The sequence below is a fragment of the Tranquillimonas rosea genome (assembly GCF_900111315.1).
Lineage (GTDB): Bacteria > Pseudomonadota > Alphaproteobacteria > Rhodobacterales > Rhodobacteraceae > Tranquillimonas > Tranquillimonas rosea.
The window spans coordinates 88,596-115,075 of the sequence record NZ_FOGU01000011.1; the positions used below are offsets into that span (position 1 = coordinate 88,596).

24 protein-coding genes and 1 pseudogene are annotated in these 26,480 nt (G+C 68.5%); 16 read left to right on the forward strand and 9 right to left on the reverse strand.

What is annotated here, in order from left to right; all coding sequences use genetic code 11:
- Both BMZ25_RS16750 and BMZ25_RS16755 read right to left on the reverse strand, forming a co-directional pair.
- Complete coding sequence (locus tag BMZ25_RS16750; protein WP_092695711.1) at positions 1 to 1,008, reverse strand: ABC transporter permease subunit; 1,008 nt, start codon at positions 1,006 to 1,008, stop codon at positions 1 to 3.
- A 77-nt stretch (positions 1,009 to 1,085) separates the two neighbouring features.
- The gene (locus BMZ25_RS16755) at positions 1,086 to 2,678 is read right to left on the reverse strand and encodes an ABC transporter substrate-binding protein (RefSeq protein WP_092695713.1); all 1,593 of its coding nucleotides are present in this window, start codon (positions 2,676 to 2,678) and stop codon (positions 1,086 to 1,088) included.
- Positions 2,679 to 2,958: 280 nt separating this feature from the next.
- Here BMZ25_RS16755 and BMZ25_RS16760 point away from each other — a divergent pair, with 280 nt between their 5' ends.
- The 4 genes from BMZ25_RS16760 to BMZ25_RS16775 all read left to right on the forward strand — a co-directional run bounded on the left by BMZ25_RS16760 (position 2,959) and on the right by BMZ25_RS16775 (position 6,926).
- Complete coding sequence (locus tag BMZ25_RS16760) at positions 2,959 to 3,642, forward strand: TetR/AcrR family transcriptional regulator (protein ID WP_218142557.1); 684 nt, start codon at positions 2,959 to 2,961, stop codon at positions 3,640 to 3,642.
- 163 nt (positions 3,643 to 3,805) lie between these two features.
- Complete coding sequence (locus BMZ25_RS16765) at positions 3,806 to 4,957, forward strand: Gfo/Idh/MocA family protein (RefSeq protein ID WP_092695715.1); 1,152 nt, start codon at positions 3,806 to 3,808, stop codon at positions 4,955 to 4,957.
- Positions 4,958 to 4,959: 2 nt separating this feature from the next.
- Positions 4,960 to 6,102: a dihydrodipicolinate synthase family protein gene (locus tag BMZ25_RS16770; protein ID WP_092695717.1), complete on the forward strand. Its 1,143-nt coding sequence runs from the start codon at positions 4,960 to 4,962 to the stop codon at positions 6,100 to 6,102.
- A complete protein-coding gene (locus BMZ25_RS16775; RefSeq protein ID WP_092695719.1) occupies positions 6,099 to 6,926 on the forward strand; it encodes a sugar phosphate isomerase/epimerase family protein in 828 nt (275 codons plus the stop codon). Before BMZ25_RS16770 ends, BMZ25_RS16775 begins: the two co-directional genes overlap by 4 nt.
- A gap of 66 nt (positions 6,927 to 6,992) precedes the next feature.
- Here BMZ25_RS16775 and BMZ25_RS16780 read toward each other — a convergent pair whose 3' ends face one another.
- Positions 6,993 to 8,237, reverse strand: a complete 1,245-nt coding sequence (locus BMZ25_RS16780) for a Gfo/Idh/MocA family protein (protein ID WP_092695721.1) — start codon at positions 8,235 to 8,237, stop codon at positions 6,993 to 6,995.
- Between the two features lie 340 nt (positions 8,238 to 8,577).
- On the opposite strand from BMZ25_RS16780, the gene BMZ25_RS16785 reads away from it, so the two are divergent.
- From BMZ25_RS16785 to BMZ25_RS16810, 6 genes are all read left to right on the forward strand, one after another.
- On the forward strand, positions 8,578 to 9,858 hold the full coding sequence (locus BMZ25_RS16785; RefSeq protein WP_092695723.1) for an ABC transporter substrate-binding protein: 1,281 nt from the start codon (positions 8,578 to 8,580) through the stop codon (positions 9,856 to 9,858).
- 61 nt (positions 9,859 to 9,919) lie between these two features.
- Positions 9,920 to 10,876, forward strand: a complete 957-nt coding sequence (locus BMZ25_RS16790) for a carbohydrate ABC transporter permease (RefSeq protein WP_177190504.1) — start codon at positions 9,920 to 9,922, stop codon at positions 10,874 to 10,876.
- Positions 10,869 to 11,753, forward strand: a complete 885-nt coding sequence (locus BMZ25_RS16795; RefSeq protein ID WP_092695727.1) for a carbohydrate ABC transporter permease — start codon at positions 10,869 to 10,871, stop codon at positions 11,751 to 11,753. The genes BMZ25_RS16790 and BMZ25_RS16795 overlap by 8 nt, the downstream gene beginning before the upstream one ends.
- Positions 11,750 to 12,742 carry a Gfo/Idh/MocA family protein gene (locus tag BMZ25_RS16800; protein WP_092695729.1) on the forward strand — a complete coding sequence of 331 codons (993 nt, stop codon included), beginning with the start codon at positions 11,750 to 11,752 and terminating at the stop codon, positions 12,740 to 12,742. The genes BMZ25_RS16795 and BMZ25_RS16800 overlap by 4 nt, the downstream gene beginning before the upstream one ends.
- Positions 12,739 to 13,821 carry a Gfo/Idh/MocA family protein gene (locus BMZ25_RS16805; RefSeq protein WP_092695731.1) on the forward strand — a complete coding sequence of 361 codons (1,083 nt, stop codon included), beginning with the start codon at positions 12,739 to 12,741 and terminating at the stop codon, positions 13,819 to 13,821. The genes BMZ25_RS16800 and BMZ25_RS16805 overlap by 4 nt, the downstream gene beginning before the upstream one ends.
- Before the next feature lie 4 nt (positions 13,822 to 13,825).
- Positions 13,826 to 14,905, forward strand: a complete 1,080-nt coding sequence (locus BMZ25_RS16810) for an ABC transporter ATP-binding protein (protein WP_092695733.1) — start codon at positions 13,826 to 13,828, stop codon at positions 14,903 to 14,905.
- Between the two features lie 5 nt (positions 14,906 to 14,910).
- On the opposite strand, the gene BMZ25_RS16815 is transcribed toward BMZ25_RS16810, so the two are convergent.
- Positions 14,911 to 15,852, reverse strand: coding sequence for a lysylphosphatidylglycerol synthase transmembrane domain-containing protein (locus BMZ25_RS16815; RefSeq protein ID WP_092695765.1), 942 nt, complete (start codon positions 15,850 to 15,852; stop codon positions 14,911 to 14,913).
- 103 nt (positions 15,853 to 15,955) lie between these two features.
- On the opposite strand from BMZ25_RS16815, the gene BMZ25_RS16820 reads away from it, so the two are divergent.
- From BMZ25_RS16820 to BMZ25_RS16835, 4 genes are read left to right on the forward strand one after another with little or no spacing between them, the layout of a single operon-like run.
- Positions 15,956 to 17,104 (forward strand): ABC transporter ATP-binding protein, encoded by a 1,149-nt coding sequence (locus BMZ25_RS16820; protein ID WP_092695735.1) that lies wholly within the window; start codon positions 15,956 to 15,958, stop codon positions 17,102 to 17,104.
- Between the two features lie 36 nt (positions 17,105 to 17,140).
- Complete coding sequence (locus BMZ25_RS16825) at positions 17,141 to 18,433, forward strand: extracellular solute-binding protein (RefSeq protein WP_092695737.1); 1,293 nt, start codon at positions 17,141 to 17,143, stop codon at positions 18,431 to 18,433.
- A 3-nt stretch (positions 18,434 to 18,436) separates the two neighbouring features.
- Positions 18,437 to 19,300, forward strand: coding sequence for a carbohydrate ABC transporter permease (locus tag BMZ25_RS16830; RefSeq protein ID WP_092695739.1), 864 nt, complete (start codon positions 18,437 to 18,439; stop codon positions 19,298 to 19,300).
- The gene (locus tag BMZ25_RS16835; protein ID WP_092695741.1) at positions 19,297 to 20,127 is read left to right on the forward strand and encodes a carbohydrate ABC transporter permease; all 831 of its coding nucleotides are present in this window, start codon (positions 19,297 to 19,299) and stop codon (positions 20,125 to 20,127) included. Before BMZ25_RS16830 ends, BMZ25_RS16835 begins: the two co-directional genes overlap by 4 nt.
- On the opposite strand, the gene BMZ25_RS16840 is transcribed toward BMZ25_RS16835, so the two are convergent.
- Both BMZ25_RS16840 and BMZ25_RS16845 read right to left on the reverse strand, forming a co-directional pair.
- Positions 20,117 to 21,748, reverse strand: coding sequence for an alkaline phosphatase family protein (locus BMZ25_RS16840; protein WP_092695743.1), 1,632 nt, complete (start codon positions 21,746 to 21,748; stop codon positions 20,117 to 20,119). The two genes, BMZ25_RS16835 and BMZ25_RS16840, sit on opposite strands and share 11 nt — an antisense overlap.
- Positions 21,745 to 22,515: a CDP-alcohol phosphatidyltransferase family protein gene (locus BMZ25_RS16845; RefSeq protein ID WP_092695745.1), complete on the reverse strand. Its 771-nt coding sequence runs from the start codon at positions 22,513 to 22,515 to the stop codon at positions 21,745 to 21,747. The genes BMZ25_RS16840 and BMZ25_RS16845 overlap by 4 nt, the downstream gene beginning before the upstream one ends.
- A gap of 86 nt (positions 22,516 to 22,601) precedes the next feature.
- Between BMZ25_RS16845 and BMZ25_RS16850 the strand changes: the two genes are divergently transcribed.
- Positions 22,602 to 23,174, forward strand: a complete 573-nt coding sequence (locus BMZ25_RS16850) for a cytochrome b (RefSeq protein ID WP_092695767.1) — start codon at positions 22,602 to 22,604, stop codon at positions 23,172 to 23,174.
- Here the strand turns inward: BMZ25_RS16850 and BMZ25_RS16855 are convergent.
- Positions 23,163 to 23,900: an endonuclease/exonuclease/phosphatase family protein gene (locus tag BMZ25_RS16855; RefSeq protein ID WP_177190505.1), complete on the reverse strand. Its 738-nt coding sequence runs from the start codon at positions 23,898 to 23,900 to the stop codon at positions 23,163 to 23,165. The two genes, BMZ25_RS16850 and BMZ25_RS16855, sit on opposite strands and share 12 nt — an antisense overlap.
- Positions 23,901 to 24,006: 106 nt before the next feature.
- Here BMZ25_RS16855 and BMZ25_RS16860 point away from each other — a divergent pair, with 106 nt between their 5' ends.
- Positions 24,007 to 25,161, forward strand: coding sequence for an iron-containing alcohol dehydrogenase (locus BMZ25_RS16860; RefSeq protein ID WP_092695749.1), 1,155 nt, complete (start codon positions 24,007 to 24,009; stop codon positions 25,159 to 25,161).
- A gap of 6 nt (positions 25,162 to 25,167) precedes the next feature.
- Here the strand turns inward: BMZ25_RS16860 and BMZ25_RS16865 are convergent, their stop codons facing one another.
- Positions 25,168 to 25,992, reverse strand: coding sequence for a DUF6635 family protein (locus BMZ25_RS16865; protein WP_092695751.1), 825 nt, complete (start codon positions 25,990 to 25,992; stop codon positions 25,168 to 25,170).
- A gap of 113 nt (positions 25,993 to 26,105) precedes the next feature.
- A pseudogene (gene glyA / locus BMZ25_RS16870) lies at positions 26,106 to 26,480 on the reverse strand (serine hydroxymethyltransferase); the annotation flags it as partial.

Sequence of the window (26,480 nt, forward strand, 5' to 3'; positions counted from 1 at the left end):
TCAGCCTTTCCGGATCTTCGGGTTGATGAGGCCGTACAGGACATCGACCGTCAGGTTCACGATCATCACGATCGTGGCGATCATCAGCAGGCCGCCCTGGACGACCTGGTAGTCGCGCCGGAAGATCGAATCGACCATCCACTTGCCGATGCCCGGCCAGGAGAAGATCGTCTCGGTCAGGATGGCGCCGGCCAGGAGCGTGCCGACCGACAGGCCGATGACGGTGATGACCGGGATCATCGCGTTGCGCAGAGCGTGGACGCCGTTGATCTTGAGCGGCGGCAGGCCCTTGGCGCGGGCGGTGCGCATGTAGTCCTCGCCCAGAACCTCGAGCATGGCCGAGCGGGTCTGCCGCGCGATGATGGCCAGCGGGATCGTCGCCAGCACGATGCTGGGCAGGATCAGGTGGCTCACCGCGGACAGGAACGCCCCGTCCTGGTCGGCCAGCAGGCTGTCGATCAGCATGAAGCCGGTCGGCGTGTCGAAGAAGTACATCAGGCTGATCCGGCCCGACACGGGCGTCCAGCCCAGTCCCGACGAGAACACGATGATCAGCAGCAGCGCCCACCAGAAGATCGGCATCGAGTAACCAACGAGCGCCGTCGTCATCAGCGTTCGGTCGAAGAACTTTCCGCGGTAGACGGCCGCGATCACGCCCGCGGGGATGCCAAGCAGGATGGCGATCACGATGGCGCAGAGCGACAGCTCGAGCGTGGCGGGGAACAGCGCGAAGAACTCGTCGATCACCGGGCGCTTGGTCACGAAGGACGTGCCCAGATCGCCCTGGAAGATGCCGGCGAGGTAGTCGATGTACTGTTTCCACAGCGGCTGGTCGAAGCCCAACTGCGCCGAGAGTTGTTCGTAGCGCTCCTGCGAGACGCCCCGCTCACCCGCGAGCAGCAGGATCGGGTCGCCCGGCAGGAGCCGAATGAATGCGAAGGAAACCAGCGTGACGCCGAAGAACGTCGGCACGAAGGTCAGGAGTCTGCGGACCAGGAACGAAAGCATCGGTAGCCCCTAGCGTATGTCCCGAAAAACGAAAACGGCCGAGCGCGTGGCCCGGCCGTTCGCGACGTGGCGTCACATCACTGTGCGAGCTCGACGCCGTAGAAGATGTGCCCGCCGAACGGGTCGATCTTGTAGTTCTGAACTTCCTGGCGGATCGGTTCGAACACGATCGAGTGCGCGATGGTGGCCCACGGCGCCTGCTCCTTGAAGACGACCTGCGCCTCTTCGTAGAGCCGCGTGCGCTCGTCGCGGTCGGTGGTGGTCTTGGCCTCCTGGATCAGCTCCTCGAAGGGCTCGTGGCACCACTGCGCCCGGTTCGAGCCGCCGACGGCGTCACAGCCCAGCAGCACGGCCAGGAAGTTGTCCGGGTCGCCGTTGTCGCCGGTCCAGCCCAGCAGAACCGCACCTTCCCGATCCTCGGCCTTGGACCGCTCGAGATACTCGCCCCACTCGTACGAGACGATCTCGGCCTCGACGCCGACCTGCGCGAAGTCCTCCTGGATCAGCTCGGCCATGCGGCGTGCATTGGGGTTGTAGGGGCGCTGCACGGGCATCGCCCACACTTCCATCGACAGGTCCGTCACGCCGGCGTCTTCCAGCATCTGCTGCGCCTGCTCGGGATCATACGGATCGTCCTCGACGGAGTCGTTGTACGACCAGATCGTCGGCGGCAGCGGGTTCTTTGCCGCGGTGCCGGCGCCCTGGAAGACGACGTCGATGATCGCTTCCTTGTTGATCGCCATGTTCAGGGCCTTGCGGACCTGCGGATCGTCGAACGGCTCGACCTGCGTGTTGTAGGCGAGGTAGCCGACGTTCAGGCCTTCCTGGCTCATCAGGTTGATCGCCTCTTCCGACTCCATCGCGTCGAGGTCGGCGGGGTTCGGGTAGGGCATGATGTGGCACTCGCCGGCCAGCACCTTCTGGTAGCGCACCGACGCGTCCGGCGTGATCGCGAAGACGAGGTTGTCGATCGGCGCGGCGCCGCGGAAGTACTCCTCGTGCGCCTGGTAGCGGATCACCGCGTCCTTCTGGTAGCCGACCCATTCGAACGGACCGGTGCCGACGGGCTGCTGGTTCAGCATCTCGGGCGTGCCGGCCTCTTCCAGCTGATCGGCGTATTCCTTCGACATGATCGAGGCGAAATCCATCGCCATGTTCGCGATGAAGGGCGCCTCGGGCCGGGTCAGATTGAAGCGGACCGTCATGTCGTCGACCTTCTCGATCGACTCGATCAGGTCGGGCATCGACATGGCGTTGAAGTATTCCCAGGTGCCGCCCGACGCGTCGTGGAAGGGGTGCTCGGAATCGAGCTGGCGCTGGAAGGTGAAGATCACGTCATCCGCGTTCAGCGGGCGGGTCGGCTCGAAGTACTCGGTCGACTGGAACTGGACGTCGGGGCGCAGTTGGAACGTGTACTGCGTGCCGTCCTCCGAAACCTCCCACTCCTCGGCGACGCCGGGGACGGTGTTGGTGGTGCCGCGCTCGAATTCGACGAGGCGGTTGTAGACGTTCTTCGACGAGGCGTCGAAGGTCGTGCCCGACGTATAGAGAGCCGGATCGAAGCCCTCGGGCGAACCTTCAGAGCAATAGACGAGCGTCTGTGCCGAGACGGCCGTGCCCAGAGCCGCGGCCGCGGCAGAATACATGACGAGCTTGGGGAATCTTCGCATTCCTTGACCTCCTGTTGGTATCGGTCTTTTTCGGTCGGTGCGCCGCCGCCCGCGCGGGGCAGGGCGCCGAGTGCCGAAGAGCCTGCATCGCGCGAGGGGCTCATGCAATAGATCACCCTGCGTCGCCCGGCAGCTGGCGCGTCGGCCGAGGCCGTGGTCAGCCGGGGGGCGGGGGCCAAAAAGGTCCGGACCGCATGCTTCTGGCGTTTTTTCCTACTAGACGTTAATGTCCATGCTGAGGGATGCCTCAAGGCGCCCGGCGAGACGAAAGGACGACGACGTGACCGAGAGAAAAGGCGGCCTCGCCGCCGCCAAGCAGCGCCCCGCGCCCCGCAGGGCCCGCAAGCGCGACGCGGACGCCTCTCGCGCCGCCATTCTTCAGGCCGCGCTCGAGGAATTCTCGGTGTACGGCCACTCGGGCGCCCGCGTCGACCGTATCGCCGAGAATGCCGGAATCTCCAAGCCGCTGATCTATGATTACTTCGGCAACAAGGACGCCGTCTACGCCGCGGCCCTGCGCGAGGCGTATGTCCAGATCCGCGACGGCGAGGAGGAACTGCATCTCGAGTCGTTCTCGCCGTCCGAGGCGATCCGCCGACTGGTGCATTTCACCATGCAGCACTTCTGGGAAAAGCCCTGGTTCATCTCGATGCTCAACACCGAGAATTTGCGCCGTGGCGAAACCGTGCAGGACTTGCACGACGCGGCGGATATCCAGTCCGTGCTGGTGACGAAGCTGACCGAAATCCTTCGGCAGGGCGCCGAGGCGGGTGAGTTCCGCGACGACGTGAACCCCGTCGAGTTCTACATCTACATCGCGTCGCTCTGCTACTTCCCGGTGTCCAACCGCTTCACGCTCGAGGCGGTGTTCAAGGTGCAGGTGACCGAGGACTGGCTGCGTGACCGGGCGGAAACCGCGGCCGATATGCTGCTGGCCTATCTCCGCAAGTCGCCCACGGCCTGACGCCACGCTTCATCTCGCATCTGTAGCGTCACGCCGCGCAACCTCGGCGTGCAATCGTGCCTATTCGCGGTGCCTTACTGACTTGACAGTAGCCTTTTCGAAAAGATACTACCAAGTAGTAACTCAGTGCGGGCGATGCCCGCCGCGCCGGGAGGAGGGACGAATGAAAGAGAAGCGCATCGGTATCATCATGCACGGCGTGACGGGCCGAATGGGGATGAACCAGCACCTGATCCGATCGGTGCTGGCCATCCGCGATCAGGGCGGCGTGACGCTGTCCGACGGGTCGCGGCTGGTGCCGGACATCAAGATCGTCGGCCGCAACGCCGACAAGGTCGCCGAACTGGCCAAGCGCCACGGGATCGAGCGGCACGGCACCGACATCGACGCGGCGCTGGCCGATCCGGAGGACACGATCTTCTTCGATGCCGCGTCGACGAAGCTGCGCCCCGAGCTGCTCCGCAAGGCGATCGACGCGGGCAAGCACGTCTACAGTGAAAAGCCGGTGAGCGAGGGGCTGGAGGAAGCCATCTCGATCGCGCGGCACGCCAAGGAAAAGGGCGTCAAGAACGGCATCGTCCACGACAAGCTGGACCTGCCGGGCATCGCCAAGCTGCGCCGCCTGCGCGACAGCGGCTTCTTCGGCCGCATCCTCAGTGTGAAGGGCGAGTTCGGCTACTGGGTGTTCGAGGGCGACTGGATGCCTGCCCAGCGTCCGTCCTGGAACTACCGTGCCGACGATGGCGGAGGCATCATCTCCGACATGCTGTGCCACTGGCGCTACGTGCTCGACAACGTGGTCGCGCCGGTCCAGTCGGTCAGCTGCCTCGGCGCGACGCACATCCCCAAGCGCTGGGACGAGCGGGGCGAGGAATACACCGCTGACGCCGATGACGCGGCCTACGCCACCTTCCAACTCGAAGGCGGCATCGTCGCGCATATCAACTCGAGCTGGTGCACCCGCGTGCGCCGCGACGATCTCGTGACGTTCCAGATCGATGGCACCCACGGCTCGGCCGTGGCCGGCCTGCACGATTGCTGGACGCAGCACCGCGTGAACACGCCCAAGCCCGTCTGGAACCCCGACGAGCCGCAGCCGCTCGACTTCCTGCAGGACTGGGAAGAGGTGCCGGACAACCAGGTGTTCGACAACGGCTTCAAGGTGCAGTGGGAACAGTTCCTGCGGCACGTCGCCGAGGACGCGCCGTTCCACTACACGCTGGTCGAGGGCGCCAAGGGCGTGCAGCTGGCCGAGGCGGGCTACCAGAGCTCGCGTGAGCGCCGCTGGGTGGACCTTCCCGACCTGGAGATTTGACGATGGCACATCTCGACCTTCCCGACGGCCTGCTCGACCTGAAGGCGGGCCCGCCGCCGGAGCCGGCGGGCAACTGGAACCGCATCGCCTATGCCGCGGCGCATGTCGTGGCCGACCCGATGGCCGACGTCGACCCCGGCGAGGGCGGCGCGGTCGACTGGGACCGTACGCTGGCCTATCGCGAGCATCTCTGGTCGCTCGGCTTCGGCGTGGCCGAGGCGATGGACACCGCGCAGAGGGGCATGGGCCTGGACTGGAGCCAGGCGCTCGAGTTGATCCAGCGCTCGACCGCCGCCGCGCAGGCGGGCGGGCATCGCATCGCCTCGGGCGCGGGCACGGATCAGCTCGCCCCCGGCCCGGACGTGACGATCGACGACGTGATCGCCGCCTACGAGGAACAGTGCGAGCAGGTGGAAAAGACCGGCTCCCGTGTGATCCTGATGGCCTCGCGCGCGTTGGCCGCCGCGGCAAGCGGCCCAGAGGATTATGCCAAGGTCTATTCCCGCGTGCTGGACGGCCTGCAGCAGCCGGCGATCCTGCATTGGCTGGGCGAGATGTTCGATCCGGCGCTCCTGGGCTACTGGGGCTCGCAGGATCACATGACGGCGATGGAGACCTGCCTTGGCGTCCTGAACGACAACGCCGCCAAGATCGACGGCATCAAGATCTCGCTGCTGTCGGCCGAGAAGGAGATCGCGATGCGCCGCCGCCTGCCTGACGGCGTGCGCATGTATACCGGCGATGACTTCAACTACGCAGACCTGATCGCGGGCGACGAGCAGGGCTATTCCGACGCCTTGCTGGGGATCTTCGATCCTATCGCTACGGCTGCCGGACGGGCGTTCAACCGCCTGGGCGAGGGCGACGAGCGCGCGTTCCACGAGATCCTCGAACCGACGGTGCCGCTGTCGCGCCACGTGTTCAAGGCGCCGACCCGGTTCTACAAGACCGGGGTGGTGTTCCTGGCCTATCTCACCGGACACCAGGACCACTTCACCATGATCGCCGGGCAGGAGGGCGCGCGCTCGACGCAGCATCTCTGCCGTATCCTGCGGCTTGCAAACGACGCCGGCCTGTTTGCCGATCCCGAAATGGCGGCGGCGCGCGCGCGGCCCGTTCTGGCGGCGCGCGGGGTCACGGCATGAGCGGGCTCGACGCGCACCAGCTGTCGCTCAACACGGCAACGGTCCGGCCGCAATGGACGCTGGCGCAATGCATCGACGGCGCCGCGCGGCACGGGTTCGGCGGCATCTCGCCCTGGCGCGACAAGCTGCACGAGATGGGCACCGACCCCGCCGCAAAGGCCATCCGCGACGCGGGGCTGCGGGTCTCGGGCCTGTGCCGCGGGGGCATGTTCACCGCCGACGGCCCCCTGAGCACGGAGGTGATGGACGACAACCGACGGGCGGTGGACGAAGCCGCGACGATCGGTGCCGACTGCCTCGTGATGGTGGTGGGCGGGCTTCAGCCTGCCTCCCGCGATCTTCCGGCGGCGTGGGAGACAGTCGAAGAGGGGCTGGCCCGCACCCTGGACCATGCGCGCGGGGCAGGGGTGAAGGTGGCGATCGAGCCGCTGCACCCGATGTATGCCGCCGACCGGGCCTGCGTGAACACGATGGGCCACGCGCTCGACATCTGCGACCGGCTGGGCGAGGGCATCGGCGTGGCGGTCGACGTCTATCACGTCTGGTGGGACCCGAACCTGTCGCGTCAGATCGAGCGGGCCGGGCGCGACAGGCTCATGGCCTTTCACCTGTGCGACTGGCTCGTCCCGACGCGCGACCTGCTGACCGACCGCGGCATGATGGGCGATGGCGTCATTGATCTGCCGGGCCTGCGCCGCCAGGTCGAGGCGCACGGGTTCGACGGCCTCAACGAGGTCGAGATCTTCTCCGCCGAGAACTGGTGGAAACGCGATGCCGACGAGGTGCTGGCCACCGTCGTCGAGCGGGGGCGGACGGCCTGCTGAACTCCTCCCGGGCCGAAAGCACTCTGCGGGCCGCCCTTCTACGGGGCGGCCCGCTTGCGTTTCGGGCTACTCGGCGGCCTCGTGCAGGCCGGGCAGCAGCGACGCCACCGAGACCTCGGCCCCTTCGTCGGACGACTTGAGCGCGGCGAGCCCGGTCAGGACGCTCATCGCACCCGCCCGGCTTCCGGCGCGCTGGTGCAGCGGGTCGTTGCCCCGCCGGAAGATCATGTCGCGCATCAGGTTGTCGCCGCCGTAATGGCCGCCGGGCGCATGGGGCACCTCGATCGTCTCGATCTCGTTGGGATAGCTGCGGATCAGCTTGATCTCGTCCGCGGCCTCGGTTTCCCATGGCTGCTTTTCGAACTGGCGCAGTTCGATGCGGCCATCGGTGCCGTTGAAGGCGATGTGGTGCCCCTCGACCGGCATGTAGGTGTTGAGCGAGTAGGAGACGAGCACGCGGTTGGCGTAGCGGATCGAGGCGACCATCGTGTCGGGAATGTCGATCTCTTCGCGGTAGACGCAGGCGTCGCGGTAGTAGCCGTCGTCCTCGGCCGGGGCGCCGTAGAGCGGCCAGAGGAACGGGTCTGCCTCCATGTCGAAGAAGTACCGGCACTCCGACGCGTGCGGGCAGCCGTGGCAGCGCTCGGCACGGAAGGGGCCGTTGATGCCGTAGTTGCGCAGCTCGCCAAAGGCCAGCACCGACTCGGGGTCCGAGCCGAGATACCAGTTCAGCAGGTCGAAATGGTGCGTCGCCTTGTGCACGAAGAGCGAGCCGGAATGTTCGCGGAAGGCGTGCCAGCGGCGGAAGTAGTCGGCGCCGTGATCGTTGTCGAGATACCAGTGGAAGTCGACGGACGTGACCGTGCCGATCTCTCCATCGTCGAGCATCTGCTTCATCTTCGCGGCCGTCGGCGCGTAGCGATAGTTGAACGACACGTCGACCTTGCGGCCCGTGCGCTTCTCGGCGTCGCGGATGCGGGCAATCTTGTCGGGTGCCGTTGTCATCGGCTTTTCGCTGATGACGTCCGCGCCGGCTTCGAGCGCCTTCACGATGATGTCGTCATGGGTGTCGTCGCGGGTGCAGACGATCACCAGGTCGGGGCGGTGTTCCGACAGGCAATCGTCCAGGTCCGTGTGGATCGGGGCGGACGACCCGATCATCTTGCGCGCCGCTTCCGCCCGCGGGCGGTTGAGGTCGCAGATCGCGACAAGCTCGACGGTATCGCCCCAGCCCTCCAGCAGTTCCCGGCCCCACATCGTGGTGCCTCGGTTGCCCACTCCCACCAGGACGTAACGTGTCTTAGCAGCCATGAAATCGCGCCTCCCTCTGCGCTCTCGCGATCGCCGGACGGAGATCGCTTCTTGTCTGACATGTTGTGGCCGTCGGATTTCTCAGCGCTGATTCGCGTTCGAATCCGGAATTTTTCGACCACAAAGTAATCATACGACTTTCAACCATAGGGTAACTAACCCCTGTGACGGCGATCCTCGCAAAAAATTACCTACTGGTCGATAAAGTTGTTGCCACGTCGGTAGGGTTTTTGGAAGGATGCCGCCATCCGGAGCCGCCGTGGAGGGCGGCGCATCGGTCATTCAGGGAGGATCGGCGGCCGAATTCACGGCTTCGGTCCGCGCAGTTTGGGAGGAAGATATGGATTTCAAGCTCGACAGGCGGGGTCTCCTGCTGGGGGGCAGCGCTCTTGCCGCCGCAACCGCGGCGGGCCTGCGTCCGGCATTCGCGCAGGACGGACGGATTCGTCTCCTGTGGTGGGGCTCGCAGCCGCGTGCCGACCGCACCTTCGAGGTGATCTCGCTGTTCGAGGGATCGCATGACGGCGCGACCGTCGATGGCGAGACGGTCGGCTGGTCGGATTACTGGACCCGTCTTGCCACCCAGGTCGCCGGCCGCAATGCGCCCGACGTGATCCAGATGGATTACCGCTACATCTTCGAATACGCCCGCCGCGGCGCGCTGGCCGAGCTTGAAGAGTTCCGCGACAGCACGATGCCGCTCGAGGGCTTCAACGACCGCACGCTCGAGGGCGGGTCGGCCGACGGCCATCTCTACGGGGTCAGCCTCGGCGCGAACTCGGCCGCGGACATCTGCAACATGGATGCGTTCGAGGCCGCAGGCATCGAACTGCCCGCGACCTTCACCTACGACGACCTGCGCGAGTTCGGCCCCGACCTCGCCGGCGCCGCTGACATTCCCTACGCTACGGCCGACGAATCCGGCTACGAGACGGCGTTCGAGAACTGGCTGCGCCAGCGCGGCAAGGCGCTCTACACCGATGAGGGCCAGCTTGGCTTCTCGCAGGAGGACGCGCAGGATTGGTACGAGCTGTGGGCCGGGCTGCGTGAAGACGGCATCTGCGTGCCGCCGGACATCCAGGCGCTCGACCAGCGCCAGGTCGAGACGAACATGCTGACGCTCGGCCACGCGGCGATGGCGGTGGCCCACACCAACCAGCTGGTCGCCTACCAGTCGCTGAACCCCGCCACACTCGAGATGCGGCCCCTGCCGCTGATCTCGCCGGACGCGACCGGCGGTCACTATCGCAAGCCGTCGATGTTCTTCTCTGTCGCCAAGGGCTCGGAGAACAAGGAACTGGCGACGACGTTCATCAACTACTTCGTCACCAACCCCGAGGCGGCAAAGGTGCTGGACGTCGAGCGCGGCGTGCCGGAGTCGCCGGAGATGCGCGAAGTCATCGAACCGATGCTGGACGAGGCAGGGCAGGCGGCCATCGCCTTCATCGAGGATCTGGGCGAGCTGGCCGGGCCGCTCCCGCCGCCGCCGCCGAAGGGCACCGGCGAGATCCAGACGCTGATGATCCGTCTCGGGCAGGAGGTCGGCTTCGGTCAGCGCTCCATCTCCGAGGGGGCCGAACAGCTCGTCTCCGAGGCCAGTTCGATCCTCGAACGCGCCTGATCCAGCGACCTCCGGGTGGCCGGGCAGCGCCCGGCTGCCCGGCCAGCCCGAGAGTACGCTCATGTCACAGCCATCGGACATCATGGAACGTCCCGGCCCGGTCCCGGTCGTGCGCCCGACGTTGCGCGCCCGCCTGACCCGCCGGCTGGGGCCGACCGGCGCGGCCTACGTGTTTCTGTTCCCGTGGCTCGCGGGGTTCCTGGTCCTGACCGCCGGCCCCGCGCTCTATTCGCTCTACCTGTCCTTCACCTCGTACGACCTGATCTCGTCGCCAAGCTGGATCGGCCTCGACAACTACATGCGCATCGCCACCGACGACCCGAAGTTCGAGGCGTCGGTGAAGGTGACGTTGACCTTCGTGCTGCTGTCGGTGCCGCTCAAGCTGGCCTTCGCGCTCGCCGTTGCGCTGCTGCTGAACCGGGGTCTGAGGGGCCTGACGGTGTACCGGGCGATCTTCTATCTTCCGTCGCTGCTGGGCACGTCGGTCGCGATCGCGGTACTGTGGCGCCAGCTGTTCGCGGGCGACGGCCTGATCAACAACCTGCTGGCCAAGTTCGGCATCCAGGGACCCAGCTGGATTTCCGACCCGGACACGGCGCTCTACACGCTGGTGATCCTCGCGATCTGGCAGTTCGGCTCGCCGATGATCATCTTCCTCGCCGGCCTGCGCCAGATCCCCACGGACATGTACGAGGCCGCATCGATCGACGGCGCCTCGAAGAGCCGGCAGTTCTGGCGGATCACGCTGCCGCTGCTGACGCCGGTGGTGTTCTTCAACGCGGTGGTCCAGACGATCGAGGCGTTCAAGGCCTTTACCTCGGCCTTCATCATCTCGGGCGGGACCGGCGGTCCGATCAACTCGACGCTGTTCTACACGCTGTATCTCTATCAGGAGGCCTTCGGGTATTTCCGGATGGGCTATGCGTCGGCACTGGCCTGGATCCTGCTGGTGATCATCGCCTTCTTCACCGCCTTCTCCTTCCTGACGGCACGTTACTGGGTGCACTACGATGACTGACGCCACCGCTGACACCCCGACCGTCACGGCCGAGGACGAGGAAACTCGGCGGCCGCTCTGGCGGTCGATCCTCACACACGCTGTGCTGATCGCCGCATCGTTCGCGATGCTCTACCCGATCCTCTGGATGATCTCGGCCTCGTTCCGACCCGAGGAAGAGATCTTCACCTCGACCTCGCTGATCCCCAGCCAGATCACGCTCGAGGCCTACCCGCAGGGCTGGTTCGGCCTCAGGGTCAGCTTCGGGCAGTTCTTCATGAACTCGTTGGTGATCTCCATCCTGTCGGTCGTGGGCAACGTGTTCGCCTGCTCGCTCGCGGCCTTCGCCTTTGCTCGGCTCAGGTTTCCGGGGCGCAACTTCTTCTTCGCGCTGATGCTCGGCACGCTGATGCTGCCGTATCACGTGACGCTGATCCCGCAGTACGTTCTGTTCCTCAACCTCGACTGGGTGAACACGATCCTGCCGCTCGTCGTGCCCAAGTTCATGGCCGTCGACGCGTTCTTCATCTTCCTGATGGTGCAGTTCTTCCGCGGCATCCCGCGCGAGCTGGACGAGGCCGCCAGGATGGACGGCTGCTCGCCCTTCCGGATCTACTGGCGGGTCATCATGCCCCTGTCGGTGCCGGTGCTCGCCACGGCCGCGATCTTCACCTTCCTTTGGACCTGGGACGATTTCTTCGGCCCCCTCATCTATCTGAACGACATGCAGCAATACACAGTACAGCTCGGCCTGCGCAGCTTCATTGACAGCTCGGGCACCTCGAACTGGTCCGGCCTCTTCGCGATGTCGCTCCTCAGCCTCGTGCCCGTCTTCCTCTTCTTCCTCTTCTTCCAGCGGCTGCTGATCGACGGCATCGCGACGACGGGGCTGAAATGACGGGATTTGCAGCAATCGGCCTAGACCACGGCCACATCAACGGGCTCGTCCGCGAGTGTCGCGACGCGGGCGGCGTGCTGGCGGGATACGCCACGCATTCCGACACTCTCGCCGAAGGGTTCGAGGCGCAGCACGCGCCCGCCACCCGCCGCAGCGAGGACGAGCTTCTGGCGGACCCGGACGTTGCCCTGATCGTGTCGGCGGCGATCCCGTCGGAACGTGCAGACCTCGCTGTGCGGGCGATGCGGGCGGGCAAGGACGTGATCCTGGACAAGCCCGGCGTCATCGACCTAGACGCGCTCGAGACCCTTCGTGCGGTCCAGGCCGAGACGGGGCGCCGCGTGCGCGTCCACTACTCGGAACTGGAAAGCAACGCCGCCGCGCGCACGGCGCGACGGCTGGTCCGCGAGGGCGCGATCGGCACGGTGCTCCACTACAACGGCACCGGCCCGCACCGGCTCGACCAGGGCAAGCCGCGCCCCGACTGGTTCTGGGACAAGGACCGCAACGGCGGCATCCTGAACGACATCGCCTCGCACCAGATCGCGCAGTTCCTCGTCTATTCCGGCGCCGACCGGGCCAACATCCGCTGCGCCCGCGTCGCCAGCCGGGGGCAGCACGATGGCTTTGAGGACATGGGCGACATTGTGATGGAGGCGGGACAGGCCCACGGCTATGGCCGCGTCGACTGGTTCACGCCACCCGGCATGCCTGTCTGGGGCGACGGACGCATCGTCCTGACCGGCACCAAGGGCATGATCGAGATGCGCAAGTATGTCGATCCCGCCGGCGAGGGGCCGGGCGCCCACCTGATCCTCACCGATGACGAGGGGCCACGCCGCATCGACTGTCCCGATGCACCCGACTTCTGCGCCAACGCGCTGTCGGACGCGGTCGAGGGGACCGAGACGGCGATGGCGCAGGCCACCGCGTTTCACCTGATGGAACTCGCCGTCACGGCGCAGCGCATGGCCGAGGAGGCACAATGACCGTCTATTCCGTTGCCGTGGTCGGCCTCGGCGTGGGGCAGGGCCACATCGCCGAAGCCTATGCGCCGCTGACCGACCTGTTCGACCTGAGACTGGTCTGCGATCTCGACGAGGCGCGGCTCGCACAGGTCTACGAAAGCCACGGTGTCGAGGGCACCACGAATTTCGACGACGTGCTGGCCCGCCCGGACATCGACATCGTCGACATCTGCACGCCCTCGGCGATGCACCTGCCGCTGGCCAAGGCAGCGCTGGCGGCGGGCAAGCACGTGGTCTGCGAGAAGCCGCTCGTCGGCTCCCTCGCCGAGCTGGCAGACCTGCGCGAGGCCGAGCGGAACGCGCCGGGTGTCCTGATGCCGATCTACCAGTACCGCTGGGGCTCGGGCGCGCAGGCCGCTCGGAAGATCATCGATGCCGGTCTCGCGGGCCGCCCGCTGGTCGGCACGGCCGAGACGCACTGGCTGCGCACGCCTGAATACTATGCCAGCCCCTGGCGCGGAACCTGGGCGGGCGAACTGGGCGGCACGATGACCACTCACGCCACGCATATCCACGACATGCTGACCTGGTTGATGGGCCCGCCCGAGGCGGTGTTCGGCCGCTCGGCCACCCGCGTCCACGACATCGAAGTCGAGGATTGCGCCTCGGCCTCGTTGCGGCTCGCCTCGGGCGCGCTGGCGTCGCTGACCGCCACGGTGGGCAGCCGGGACGAGTATTCGCGGCTCTACATGGCGTTCGAGAATGTCAGCTTCGAAAGCACCCGCGCGCCCTATGCCGTGGGGCGCGGACCGTGGACGATCACCGCCCGCGATCCCGAGTTGCAGGCCCAGGTCGATGCCATCGCGGCCGAGACCGCCAATGTGCGTGAGCGTTTCGCGGGGCAGCTCTCGGCCTTTCACGAGAGCCTCAGCACCGGCGCCCCGCCGCCGGTCACGATCGACGACGCCGATGCGGCGCTTTCGCTGCTGACTGCGTTCTACCGCTCGTCCCAGACGGGGCGCGAGGTGCAGCTGCCGTTCGCGGCGAACGACCCGGCCCGCGCGGGCTGGACCCCGGCGACCCTGACAGAAGAGGTGTGACGAGATGGCGACCGAAATCGTCTTCGACAAACTGGTGAAGAAGTATGGCGCCGTCGAAGTCATCCACGGGATCGACTTGCAGATCGATCCGGGCGAGTTCGTGGTGTTCGTCGGCCCCTCGGGTTGCGGCAAGTCCACCCTGCTGCGGATGGTCGCGGGGCTCGAGCAGATCTCGGGCGGCGACCTGATCATCGACGAAGAGCGGGTGAACGACATCGCCGCCGCCGACCGGGGCATCGCGATGGTGTTCCAGTCCTACGCGCTCTATCCGCACATGTCGGTGTTCAAGAACCTCGCCTTCGGTCTCGAGACGGCGGGCGAGAGCAAGGCCCAGATCAAGGAGAAGGTGCATCACGCTGCCGAGGTTCTCCAGATCACGCCGCTGCTGGAGCGCAAGCCAAAGGCGCTGTCCGGCGGCCAGCGGCAGCGCGTCGCCATCGGACGGGCCATCGTGCGCGAGCCGCGGATCTTCCTCTTCGACGAACCGCTGTCGAACCTCGATGCCGAACTGCGGGTGCAGATGAGGGTCGAGATCGCCGAACTGCACCGCCAGCTCGGCAACACGATGATCTACGTCACCCACGACCAGGTCGAGGCGATGACGATGGCCGACAAGATCGTGGTGCTGCGCGACGGCTACATCCAGCAGGTCGGCAAGCCGCTCGACCTCTACAACCACCCCGCCAACCGCTTCGTCGCCGGCTTCATCGGCAGCCCGCGGATGAACTTCCTCGACGGCACCATCGCCGCGACCGGCGACTCGGTCGAGATCGAGATCGACGGCAAGCGGATCAAGCTGCCGGGACGCACCGTTCAACGCGGCTCCGTCGGCGATCCGGTGACGCTGGGCGTCCGGCCCGAGCATCTGCGCATCACCGGCGGCGAGGGGATGGGCACGCTCGGCACGGTGCGGCGGACGCTGGTCGAAAGCCTGGGCGGTCAGACGCTGATCTATGCCCGGACCGAGGGCAGCCGGAACGTCGTGCTGGCGCTCGACGGGCAGGTCGATGTCGGAGAGAACGTGCCGACCTATTTCGACCCCGCGCTGGCGCATCTCTTCGACCCCGAGGGCAACAAGCTGTAACCGTATTACCCGGCCGCCCGGCGCGCGCGCCGGCGGCCGGCCCACCATGGCACGCCCGCGCCGGGCAGTCCGGCGACCATCGCGACCAGCCCGAACGCCACGCTCGCGGCCACGCCCGCTTCGGCATCCGCGCCGGCAAGCGGCCAGAGCAGCGCCGCCGCCCCCTCGCGAAGCCCCCAGCCGCCGACCGAGACGGGAAGGAGCATCGCGGCCAGGATCAGCGGGACCACCGTCACCGATGCCAGGGCCGGCAATGTGGTCCCCGTGGCCCGTGCGCAGGCCACGAAGGCGCCGAGGTTGCAGACCGCGATCAGCAGGCTGAGCGTCATCTGTCGCCAACGGACGTCTCGCCCGAACAGGGCCTGCGCCGCGGGGCCGGTCAGCCGCGCCGCCGGGCCGCGCCCTTTCAGCGCGAGCACGGTTCCGGCGCCCAACAGGGCAAAGCCCACGGACAGCACAACGGCCAGCCAGCCGATCCAGCCCGGCCAGCTCTCGCGCCACCCGGCGACGGGCAGGAGGACGAGCCCGAACATGAGGATCGCGAAGAACGCGATCTGGCCGACCATCCGTTCCAGCACCACCGCCTGTCCGGCCCGCGCCAGCCCGGCCTGCTGCCGAGTCCGCACCGCGCGGCCCGCATCGCCCAGCACCCCGCCGGGAAGCGTCGTGTTCACGAACTGCGACAGGAAATACTCGGCCACCGCCTCGGCCCGCCCGAGCCGCTGGCCAAGCTGCGCCGCGACCAGCCGCCAGCGCAGGGCCGACAGCCCGATCTGCGCGACGATCAGCCCGAGCGCCCCGATCAGCCAGCTCGGCGCGGCCCGGGACAGCGTGTCGAGGATGCGCGTACCATCCAGCCCGTGCCAGAGCAGCGCCAGCAGGCCGAGGGGCACCGCGACGCGCAGCAGCGCGAGACCGGAGCGCAGGACAGGCGGGTTTCGGCTCATCGCTTTCGATATCGCCCGCTCGGCGCGTGTGACAAGCGGCATCGTGTCTCGACCTCGGCGGTGGACCGGCGCCCGTGCGTGCCTATCCTTAGGGATTGAAAGCATGGAAGGTCTGATCTTGGACGGAAGCACGCCCACTGCGGCCGCCGCCGACGCGCGGGCTGGCGCTACTCTTCGGCTGCGCGGGCTGACGAAGCAGTTCGGCGACGGCAATGTCGTCGAGGCGCTGGATCTCGACGTGGCCGCGCGGGAATTCGTCGTGCTCGTGGGCCCGTCGGGCTGCGGCAAGTCCACGACGCTGCGCATGGTCGCCGGGCTGGAACAGCCGACCGCGGGCGACATCGAGGTCGACGGCATCCGGGTGAACGGGATGGGCGCGGCCGAGCGCGACGTGGCGATGGTGTTCCAGGACTACGCGCTCTATCCGCACATGACGGTGGCGCAGAACATCGGGTTCGGCCTGCGGCGCCGTGGAACGGGGCGCGCCGAGACCAGGCGCGCGGTCGCCGAGGCGGCGCAAATGCTGGAACTGACCGATCTTCTGGACCGAAGGCCTGGCGCCTTGTCGGGCGGACAGCGGCAGCGTGTGGCGATGGGCCGGGCCATCGTCCGGCGGCCGCGTCTCTTCCTTTTCGACGAGCCGCTGTCGAACCTCGACGCGCGGCTTCGGGTCTTTATGCGGACCGAGGTGAAGCGGCTTCACGCGATGATGCCGACCACCACGCTCTACGTGACGCACGACCAGACCGAGGCGATGACGATGGCTGACCGGGTGGTGGTGATGAATGGGGGCCGCGCCGAACAGATCGGCCCGCCGATGGAAATCTACGACAATCCGGCCAGCCGTTTCGTCGCAGGCTTCATGGGCGCGCCCGAGATGAACTTTGCTACGGCAGAGCTGAGCGCCGATGCGGTAACGCTGCCGGGGGTCACGCTGCCCCGGCCGCCGGTGACGGGGCAGGGCGAGGTGACGCTCGGTCTCCGGGCCGAAGCACTCACCGCCGAGGCCGCGCCCGCGCCCGACCGCATGCCCGCGACGCTGGTTCTGGCAGAGCCGCTGGGCGCCGACGTGCACGGGCTGTGGCGGACCGACGCGATGGGCGAGATCTGGGTGCGTCACGATGCCGATGCGCGGCTGCGCCCCGGCGACACGTCGCATCTGGCCGTCGATCCCGCGCGCATGCATCTTTTCGATCCCGCGTCGGGTCGCACCCTGCGCCGCAGGGATACGCCGACCGCGACAGACGTCTAGTCACGCCGCAAGCCCGACAAGGAGGAGATCCCCGCAATGTTCCTGACCCGTGCCGCCACCCTGACCACCGTGACCGCGCTCGCCGTCCCGGTGAGCGCGCAGGATCTCATCACGCGCAGCCGCGTCGGCCCCGAGGATGCGGAGAGCTCGATGAGCTTCCGCCTGACGGCCTACGATCTCTATTCCTCGGATCCCGAGATGAAGGCCGCCTTCGAAGAGCTGTTCACCGACTTCATCACCGCGCGGCCCGGCTGGAAGATCGAGACCCAGATCGCCACAGACAACATCAACCAGGAGCAGGCCCGCCTGCTGGAGCAGGCGCGCGCCGGACGGGGGCCGGACTGCGCGATGATCGACAGCTCGCAGCTGGCGACCTTCAAGAACGCGGGCGTCCTCACCCCGATGAACGCGCATTTCTCGGACGCGCAGGTGGCGGACCTCTTTCCTTACGTCCGCGATGCCGTGACCGACGCGGACGGCGATCTTCTGGCGTGGTGGTGGTTCACCGATCTGCGCGTGCTCTACCGCGACGCCAGCGTGATCCCCGACGCGCCCCAGACATGGGAGGCGGCGCAGCAGGCCGGCCTCGCCTCCGTCGAGGAGGGGTACGAGGGCCTGCTGTTCAGCGCTGGCCGGTGGGAAGGGACGACCTTCGACTGGCTGGGCAATTACTGGGCGCAAGGCGGTCGGCTGGTCGACGACGCGGGGCGCCCTGTCTTCGGCGAGGGCGAGAACCGCGAGAAGTTCCTGAATGCCGTGCGCTATTACAAGGGCCTCGTGGAGAGCGGCGCTGCGCCTGGACGGGTGACGACGATTTCGGGTTATGACGCGATGAACGCCGCCGCCGCGGCAGGGTCGGCGGCGCTCTTCGTCGGCGGCAACTGGCAGTACGACCAGCTGCGCAAGACGCTTCCCGAAGACACCTTCGCCAACTGGGAGGTGTCGGAACTGCCCGGCCCGACGGCGGACCAGAGGGCGACCGGCACCGGCGGCTGGACCATCGGCGCGTTGAGTGACGATCCGGACAAGGTGCGGATGTGCGCCGAGATGATCCAGGAGATCTATTCGGGCGAGGGCAACGCGGTGCAGGGGCTGCTGCCCACCTCGGCGGCGCAGTACGAAGAGTACGACGCCTTCGAAGGGCCGCAATTCGACCTCTTTGCCGAGGCGCTCGAGAACGGTCAGGCCCGGCCGGGCGCCCCGGTCTATCCCGAGATCTCGAACCAGATCCAGATCCTCATGGGCGACGTGCTGTCCGGCGCGGCCGAGCCCGAGGCGGCGCTGGATCAGGCGTTCGAGGCCTCTCTCGCCGCCTACGACCGGCTCTGACGCTTGGCCGACCGCCCGTATCTCTGGCTCCTTCCGGTCGCGCTGCTGCTGGGCGCGTTCTACGTCGTCCCCGTGGCCGACGTGGTGCGCCTGTCGTTCAGCGACGCCACGCTCCTGCGACCGGCGGATAGCTTCGGCCTGCAAAGCTGGTCGGTCACGCTGGGGGCCGACGGGCTGGGCGGCATCCTGTGGAACACGGCCGAGTTCACGCTGCTCAGCGTGCTGGGCCTGCAACTGGCCGGGCTCGGCGTCGCGCTCTTGCTCGCGCGGGGCGACCGGAGGGGCCTTAGGGGGATGACGGTGCTGCGGACCGTCGTGCTTGCCGCGTGGGTCATTCCCGGCATTGCCAACGGGCTGATCTGGCAGATGCTGTTCTCCGAGGCGCCGTTCGGGGCCGTCAACTCGACGCTGGCGCTAATGGGCCTGCCGCGGGTGGCGTGGCTGTCCGATCCCGGCAACGCGATGCTCTCGGCCGTCATCGCGAACATCTGGCAGGGCACGGCGTTTTCCATGATCGTGTTCTACGCCGCCCGCAGCGCGATCGGTCCGAGGTTGTACGAGGCCGCCGAGGTCGACGGGGCCGGGGCGGGCGCGCAGTTCCTCTACATCACCCTGCCGCAGATGAAGGGAGCGATCCTCGTCAATTCCGTGATCGTGACGATCCAGACGCTGAACACCTTCGACAGTATCCTCGCACTGACCGGCGGCGGGCCCGGGCGGGCGACCGAGGTGTTGTCGCTGCACATCTTCAACCTCGTATTCACCAATTTCGATCTGGCCGGCGGCAGCGTGCTGGCCCTTGTCCTCGTCGCGATCAGCACGGTGCTGACGCTGATCTACATCGCCGTCCTGGCGGCGCGCAGATGAGCCCGCGCGCCGCCGACATCGCGACCTATGTCGCCGCCATCCTGTTGGCCGCGCTGTTCCTGGCGCCGCTCACTTGGCTTGTCTCCTTGGCGCTGCGGATGCCGCAGGAGGTCTATCTCGGCGCGGCAAGGTTCGTGCCCGAGTCGCCGACGCTCGACAATTTCGTGCAGATCCTCACCGACCGCGCCTTCGGCAGCTACCTTTGGAATGCGGTCAAGCTGTGTGCGCTCGGCGCCTTCGGGGCCGTGGTCGTGGCCACGCCCGCCGCCTACGCGTTCTCGCGGATGCGGTTTCGGGGGCGGCTGCCGCTCATGCTGGCGATCCTGCTGGTGCAGATGATCTCGCCGCTCGTGGTGCTGATCCCGCTCTATCGCTACATGGACCGGATCGGCCTGCTCGACACGCATCTGAGCGTGATCGGCGTCTATATGGCCCTCGGCGTGCCGCTGGCGGTGTGGCTCCTGAAGGCCGCGTTCGACACGATCCCGCCCTCGCTCGAAGAGGCGGCGGCGATCGACGGCTGCTCGCGGCCCGAGATCCTGCTGCGCATCACGCTGCCGCTGGCCGCGCCGGGTCTGGCCTCGGCCTTCATCCTCAACATGATCATGGGGTGGTCGCAGTTCCTGGTGCCATTCATCCTGCTGACCGGCGACGGCAAGCTGCCGATCTCGGTCGCGATCTTCAACTTCGCCGGCTCGACCAGCGCCTCGACGACGCAGCTTCTGGCGGCGGCCTGCCTTGTCGCCGTGGTCCCGGCGCTGGCCTGTTTCGTGGCGCTTCAGAGGATGATCGTCCGCGCGATCACCGCCGGCGCGGTCAAGGGCTGAGCCCCGAGGACAGCGCGCCGACGAAGCGGTCGCGGAACGCGGCCATCGGCCAGACCCGCACGTCGTCCCTGGGCACCAGCCCCTCCTGCCAGTCCCACGCGTCGAACAGGGCCACGACATCCGGCGGACCGATCAGGTGGACCGGCACGTCGTAGCTGTCGCTCTGGGCGACGAAGCCGGCGGGCTGGTGGTCGCCGAGCACGACGATCAGGGGGCGCGGGTCGGCGCGGGTGTCGGCATAGGACAGGATGGATTGCAGGGCATAGTCGATGGCCTTGCGATACTGGTCGCGCACGCGGTCGTGGTCCTGCCAGACGATCTCTGGCGGGTCGCCGGCATTGGCCCAGCGGGCAAAGACACTGCCGTCGCCCACATTCTCCCATGGTACCAGCTCGGGCACCGGCGTCCACGGCGCATGGGACGAGATCAGCGCGATTTCCGCAAGGAGCGGCGCGGCGGGGGCGGTGGGCCCTGAGCGCAGGCGCCGGTCCATGGCGGCGAGGGTGAACTGGTCGGGCATCGTCACCCAGTTGAACGGTGGCCCGCGATAGCCCAGCGACTCGGCCACCAGCACGGTGTCGAAGCCCATGTGCTCGACTTCGGGCCAGTCCAGCGTGATCGCAGGCATCACCGCCGCCGTATGACGCCCGCCCGCGCGCGCAAGGTGCGGCAGCCCGCGCCGGTCGCTGGCCAAAAGCGCGCGATAGCGTGTCTGGTCCGAGATCGTCAGCCCCGAGGCCAGCGTCGCGTGGGCCAGCCAGCTCTGGCCACCGCGCACGGGCGAGCGCAGGTAACCCGACCGCATCGCGAGCCCCGCGTCGCGCAACCGCGACTCGTAGCGTTCCAGCGTGCCGACATGGGTGCCGGAGTAGAGAGGGTTGTCGAAGCTCGCCCGGCCATAGCTCTCGACGAAGGTCAGCAGGATGTCGTGGCCGTCGAGCCGGTCGAACAGCGGCCCCGTCCCGGCCAGCGGGTCGGTCCGCGCGGCCTCGCGAAAGGCGGCGAGCTGCCGCGCCGTCTTGCGCGCCTCGGTCACGCGCTCGATCCCCAGCCGGGTGGTGAAGGCCGCGCCGGGCGGGTTCATCGGCGGATCGATCGTGCCGCGCACCATGCCGATCTGCACCACCATCACCGCGACCGAGGCGGCGATGACCGCGCCGCAGCTCGCCAGCCACATGCGCCGTCCGCGCCGCGGCAGCGTCAGCGCGGTCCAGCGCCCGGTTGCCCACCAGAGCGCCAGCACAAGGATCAGAACGGTCAGGATCAGCGCCCCGGCCGCCAGAAGCGCCAGCGGCAGGCCCAGCGTGCCGCGCCCCAGCTGCCAGGCCGAGACGACGAGCGGCAGGTCCACCATCACGTCGAAGCTGCGCCCGAACGCCACGTAGGTCGCGGCGTCCGCAGCCTTCAGCACGGCGCTGGCCGTCAGCATGAGGACCAACGCGGCCCGGATCGTTGCGGCGACGGCCCCTCCGGGCAGCGCCACGAGAGCGGCGAGGATCAGCGGCAGTTCCTGCGGCACCAGCGTCAGCGCGCCCCAGGTCATCGCGCCGGGATGGTTCGGCTGCGCCAGCACGACATAGAGGATCGCCGCGGCGGCGAGCAGTCCGGCGGCCCGCCTCATCGCCGCGCGGCGAGCCAGCGGATGTCGATGGCGAACGACCAGGTCAGCAGCACGGCCACCGCAGCGGCCAGGGCGGTCGACACCGGCGGCGTGACGACGGGCGCCATAAGGGCGACCAGCGTGCCGATCTGTACCACGCAGACCGCCTTGCGGCTCGCCCGCTCGGGCAGGGGGGCGGCGAGCCAAGGGGCGACCGCGCCCGCGGCCACGAACGCATAGCGGCCGAGCCCCAGCAGCAGCACCAGCGCCCCGGCCTTGCCACTTTCCCATGCCAGCACGGCCAGGACCAGCGCCAGCAGCGAGTCGACCTCGACATCGAAGCGGGCCCCATACCGCGACACCAGCCCCGCGCGGCGGGCGAGAAGCCCGTCGATCCCGTCGAGCGACAGGACCAGCGCCGCGAGGGCGACCCAGGTCCACGCCAGCGCGTCGTTCGTGACAAGCACACCCGGCGCCACCATCGGCATCGCAAGCGCGGCGGTCAGCGCCCCGCGCAGATGGGTGACGACATTGCACAGGCCCAGCCGCGGGTGCGGAAAGCTCCATTCGGCCGTCCGGGCCATCAGCACGAACGCCGCGGCGCTGAGGGCGACATGCAGGCTCAATGCAAGCGGCATGCCGGGCGCGAGCACCGGAAAGGCCGCGGCCAGCGCCTGCGCCAGCGCGACAAGCAGGGCGGCATGCAGCACGGCCACTGCCGCGAAACGTGCAAGCGGCGGCGCGGCGGCCTGTCCGCTGTCGGGGATATGGCTGCCGAGTTCCGTCATTGTGGTGTTACGTAGCGGGTACGAGGGCGGATCAAGCGGCGACGCCGTCGTTTGTATCGTCCGCTGCCCGCGCTATGCTGCCGCGCATGACGGTCGCCGAATCCGCCCCGCAGTCGCATGGTTACCGCACCCCCGCACGGGTGCTGCACTGGCTGACCGCCGTACTCGTGCTGGCGACCCTTCCGGTGGGGCAGGTCATGGTCATCGACGGTCTCCCGCGCGCGCTTCAGAACACGCTGTTCATCTTTCACAAGAATGTCGGCGTCGTCATCCTGTTGCTGGTGCTGGCGCGTCTGGCCTATCGCGCCGCACGGCGGGCGCCGCCGCTGCCGGACACGTTGCCCCGCTGGCAGGCGATTGCCGCGAAGGCGACGCACTGGCTGCTCTACGGGCTTCTGATCGTCATGGCGGTCAGCGGCTATATCCGGGTCGAGGCCGGCGATTTCCCCATCGAATTGCTCGATGCCCTGGGCATTCCGCCGCTGGTGCCGGTGAACAAGGCGCTCGCAGAAAGCGCGCAGAGTGTCCACTATTTCGTCCGCCTGGCGGTGTTCGCGTTGGTCGCGTTGCACGTCCTCGCGGCGCTCCACCACGGGCTCTGGCGCCGCGACGGTGTCTTTCGCCGGATGTGGCCGCCCGTCGTTCGATCAGGCCGCTAGGCTGACCTCGGCCCGCAGCGGGCGGTGATCCGACGCGGCGCGGATGCCCGGCCCGTCGAGCGCGCGAACGCCCCGGACCGCGCCCGGCCGGTCCGACAGGATTCGGTCGAGGGGAAAAAGCGGCCGTCGCACCGGAAAGCTTCGCGCCACCCCGCCATGCAGGCGCCTCCCGACGACGCGCGGCGACAGGGCCAGCCCGCCCCACGGCCGCCACTCGTTCAGATCGCCCACTACGAGGGTCGGCATCGGCGTGCGCCGGGCGAGGTGCTGGCCGATGATCCGCATCTGCACCAGGCGCAGCGGCTGAGACAGTGACAGGTGCGTGGCCACCAGCCGCACTGGGCCCCCGGCACTGCGCAGGTCCATCACCACGGCGCCGCGCGGGCAGAGACCCGGCAGGTCCAACAACCGCGCCTCGCCCCGCTGTATCTCTGGCCCGAGGAACAGAACCGTCCCGTGAAAGCCGTGGCTCTCGGGCCGCCAGCGCAGCGCCGGGTCCGGCTGCGCATGGGACAGTCCGGTGAGACTTGCGATGCGCTCGAGGTCCAGCAGACCTTTCTGCGGCGCGTCCTCGGTGTCGGCCTCCTGCAGGGCCAGGATGTCGGTGCCGCCGGGGGGACAGACCTCCTGCGCCAGCACCGTCTCTATCCGGACAGGATCGGTCCGGCCGTCGGCGCCCCGGGCGCGGTGGATGTTCCATGTCGCCACGCGGAGCGGGGAGGGCACTGGCAGGGCTTTCGGTCGTGAACGGGTCCGCGGATCAAGCCCGCGTGCCCGCGTCGGGTTCCGGTCGGCGGGTGACGAAGCCGTCCCTCTCGCCTAGGTTTCCCCCATGACACTCGCACCTTTCGCCTTCCGCACGGCCGCCACCATCCGTTTCGGGCGGGGGACCGCCCCCGAGGCCGTCGGCGCCGCGCTGGCCCATGGTACACGTGTGCTCGTCGTGCATGGGCGCACGGCGGCGCGGGCGGACTGGCTGGTCACCGCGCTGCAAGAGGCGGGCGCCGAGGTGCACCGCATCGCCTGCGCCGGAGAGCCGGACCTGGCCGCGCTGGAAGCCGCCACCGACACCGCCCGCGTCGGCGGCGTGCAGGTAGTGATCGGCCTGGGCGGTGGCGCGGCGCTGGATCTCGCCAAGGCGGCCGCGGCGCTGGCGCCGTCCACCTCGGAGGCGGTCGAACACCTCGAGATCGTCGGCTCCGGCCGCCCGCTCGACACCGATCCGCTGCCGTTCATCGCGGTGCCCACCACGGCGGGGACGGGCAGCGAGGTGACGAAGAACGCGGTCATCGGCATCCCCGATCACGCCCGCAAGGTCAGCCTGCGGGACGAACGGATGTTGGCGCGGTTGGCGATCGTCGACCCCGCGCTGACCGACGGGCTACCCAATGGCGTGACCCTGGCCAGCGGTCTCGACGCCGTGACGCAGGTGATCGAGCCCTATCTCAGCCACCGCGCGACGCCGCTGACCGACGCGATCTGCGCCGACGCGATCCCGCGGGGCGCCGCCGCGCTGACCCGTCTGATGCGGGGCGAGGACGCCGGCGCGCGGGACGAGATGGCCTATGTCAGCCTGTGCGGCGGCGTGGCGTTGGCCAATGCGGGGCTCGGGGCCGTGCACGGCTTTGCCGGGGTGCTGGGCGGGCGGACCGGCGCCCCCCACGGCGAGATCTGCGCCAGCCTCCTGCCGCACGTCCTGACCGCCCACGCCGCACGCGCCGGCGACGATCCCGCACTCTCGCGCCGGCTCGATGCGGTGCGGGGCTGGCTGGCAGGGGCGCTGGACGTGGCGCCGGCCGAGGCGTTCGACACGCTGGCCGTCTGGTCGCGCCGGGCGGGCATCCGCGGCCTTGGCGCGATGGGCGTCGCGGCGGCGGATCTCGACGAGATCGTCGAGGCCTCGGCGCAATCGTCCTCGATGAAGGCCAATCCCTATCCGCCCGAGCCGCAGGCCCTTCGCGCGATCTTGGAACAGGCCCTGGGCTGAGCCCGCTCAGGGCCGCAGGAACCGGATCAGGCTGCCGCCGGCGTCGACGATGTCGGCGGTTCGGGCCAGCAGGTGCTCTGACCCCATGGCGGGGGCGCCGTCACGCTCGACCCGCGCGAGAAGCCGCATCAGCCGTCGCCGGTGGGTCCCGGTCGCCGCCTGAACCGGGTCGGCGAGAAGCCCCGCGAAAGTGGTGATGACCGACGCGATCAGCGCCAGCGCCACGCCGATGGCGATCACGTGCCAGAGCGGCAGCTCGACGGGGAACACGCCGTACCATACGCCGCCCAGCGTCTGGCCGAGCGGAAAGCTGGACACCGCCTGCGCCTCGGCCATCCGCCCGGTCAGCACGGGCGCGAGCGAGATGACACCGGGCGTGGCCATGCGGAACACGGCGAATCCCATCGCCAGCACGATCAGCGAGGTGGTGATCTCGGCCACGGCGGACCGGACGGCGGTGTAATCCTCAAGGCACGCTTGCTGCCGCGCGCTCAGTGGCGTGTCTGGGCCCAGCATCGGCGCGATCAGCTCATCTCGCACGCGGGTCTGAACGGCGTGGGCCACGGACGAGCCCAGCAGGATCCGCCGCCCGGCCAGCCAGCGCGCGGCGCCGCGCAGGCGCACCAGCCACAGCAGCCCGGCCAGCAGGCGGGTCAGCAGGAATACGGGCGCGAGGGCGACGTTGACCGGCGCGCGCAGCAGATCGAGCCCGAGCGCATGGCGATGCAGCCGCGCCGAGCCGCGCAGGCCGTAGTGACGCCGGACAAATGCCCGGACGCGCTGAAGGCGGGCCGCGCGGTCCTCCGCGCCGTCAGTGTCTGGGTCGGGCATCGGCAGCTCCCCGAAGCGGCGGCAGGCGCCGCGATCCGGGGCAGGGTAGCCCCGGCGCGGCGCGATCGCCAAGCGCCGGGGTGACCGGCGGCATCACTTTGCCGCCAGCGCGCTCACAGGTTCTGGTAGATCGGGAACTTTGCGCAGAGGGCTTCGACCTCGGCGCGGACCTCGTCTTCGACTGTGGCGTTGGCGTCTTCGCCATTGGCGGCGAGGCCGTCGGTGACGCGGACGATCCAGTCGGCGATCTGGCGGAACTCGGGGTCGCCGAAGCCGCGGGTGGTGCCGGCGGGCGAGCCCAGGCGGATGCCGGAGGTCACGGTGGGCTTCTCGTCGTCGAACGGGATGCCGTTCTTGTTGCAGGTGATATGCGCGCGTCCCAGCGCCGCCTCGGTGGCGTTGCCCTTGACCCCCTTGGGCCGCAGGTCGACCAGCAGGACGTGGCTGTCGGTGCCGCCGGTGACGATGTCGAGCCCGCCGGCGATCAG

What these genes read in the sequence shown, in the direction of transcription:
- BMZ25_RS16795 (WP_092695727.1), top strand. Translation starts at nt 10,869, where the DNA reads ATGACTGACGCCACCGCTGACACCCCGACCGTCACGGCCGAGGACGAG.
- BMZ25_RS16860 (WP_092695749.1), top strand. Translation starts at nt 24,007, where the DNA reads ATGACACTCGCACCTTTCGCCTTCCGCACGGCCGCCACCATCCGTTTC.
- BMZ25_RS16815 (WP_092695765.1), bottom strand. Translation starts at nt 15,852, where the DNA reads ATGAGCCGAAACCCGCCTGTCCTGCGCTCCGGTCTCGCGCTGCTGCGC.
- BMZ25_RS16820 (WP_092695735.1), top strand. Translation starts at nt 15,956, where the DNA reads ATGGAAGGTCTGATCTTGGACGGAAGCACGCCCACTGCGGCCGCCGCC.
- BMZ25_RS16840 (WP_092695743.1), bottom strand. Translation starts at nt 21,748, where the DNA reads ATGAGGCGGGCCGCCGGACTGCTCGCCGCCGCGGCGATCCTCTATGTC.
- BMZ25_RS16775 (WP_092695719.1), top strand. Translation starts at nt 6,099, where the DNA reads ATGAGCGGGCTCGACGCGCACCAGCTGTCGCTCAACACGGCAACGGTC.
- BMZ25_RS16755 (WP_092695713.1), bottom strand. Translation starts at nt 2,678, where the DNA reads ATGCGAAGATTCCCCAAGCTCGTCATGTATTCTGCCGCGGCCGCGGCT.
- BMZ25_RS16845 (WP_092695745.1), bottom strand. Translation starts at nt 22,515, where the DNA reads ATGACGGAACTCGGCAGCCATATCCCCGACAGCGGACAGGCCGCCGCG.
- BMZ25_RS16805 (WP_092695731.1), top strand. Translation starts at nt 12,739, where the DNA reads ATGACCGTCTATTCCGTTGCCGTGGTCGGCCTCGGCGTGGGGCAGGGC.
- BMZ25_RS16865 (WP_092695751.1), bottom strand. Translation starts at nt 25,992, where the DNA reads ATGCCCGACCCAGACACTGACGGCGCGGAGGACCGCGCGGCCCGCCTT.
- BMZ25_RS16790 (WP_177190504.1), top strand. Translation starts at nt 9,920, where the DNA reads ATGTCACAGCCATCGGACATCATGGAACGTCCCGGCCCGGTCCCGGTC.
- BMZ25_RS16800 (WP_092695729.1), top strand. Translation starts at nt 11,750, where the DNA reads ATGACGGGATTTGCAGCAATCGGCCTAGACCACGGCCACATCAACGGG.
- BMZ25_RS16835 (WP_092695741.1), top strand. Translation starts at nt 19,297, where the DNA reads ATGAGCCCGCGCGCCGCCGACATCGCGACCTATGTCGCCGCCATCCTG.
- BMZ25_RS16780 (WP_092695721.1), bottom strand. Translation starts at nt 8,237, where the DNA reads ATGGCTGCTAAGACACGTTACGTCCTGGTGGGAGTGGGCAACCGAGGC.
- BMZ25_RS16810 (WP_092695733.1), top strand. Translation starts at nt 13,826, where the DNA reads ATGGCGACCGAAATCGTCTTCGACAAACTGGTGAAGAAGTATGGCGCC.
- BMZ25_RS16750 (WP_092695711.1), bottom strand. Translation starts at nt 1,008, where the DNA reads ATGCTTTCGTTCCTGGTCCGCAGACTCCTGACCTTCGTGCCGACGTTC.
- BMZ25_RS16785 (WP_092695723.1), top strand. Translation starts at nt 8,578, where the DNA reads ATGGATTTCAAGCTCGACAGGCGGGGTCTCCTGCTGGGGGGCAGCGCT.
- BMZ25_RS16770 (WP_092695717.1), top strand. Translation starts at nt 4,960, where the DNA reads ATGGCACATCTCGACCTTCCCGACGGCCTGCTCGACCTGAAGGCGGGC.
- BMZ25_RS16765 (WP_092695715.1), top strand. Translation starts at nt 3,806, where the DNA reads ATGAAAGAGAAGCGCATCGGTATCATCATGCACGGCGTGACGGGCCGA.
- BMZ25_RS16850 (WP_092695767.1), top strand. Translation starts at nt 22,602, where the DNA reads ATGACGGTCGCCGAATCCGCCCCGCAGTCGCATGGTTACCGCACCCCC.
- BMZ25_RS16825 (WP_092695737.1), top strand. Translation starts at nt 17,141, where the DNA reads ATGTTCCTGACCCGTGCCGCCACCCTGACCACCGTGACCGCGCTCGCC.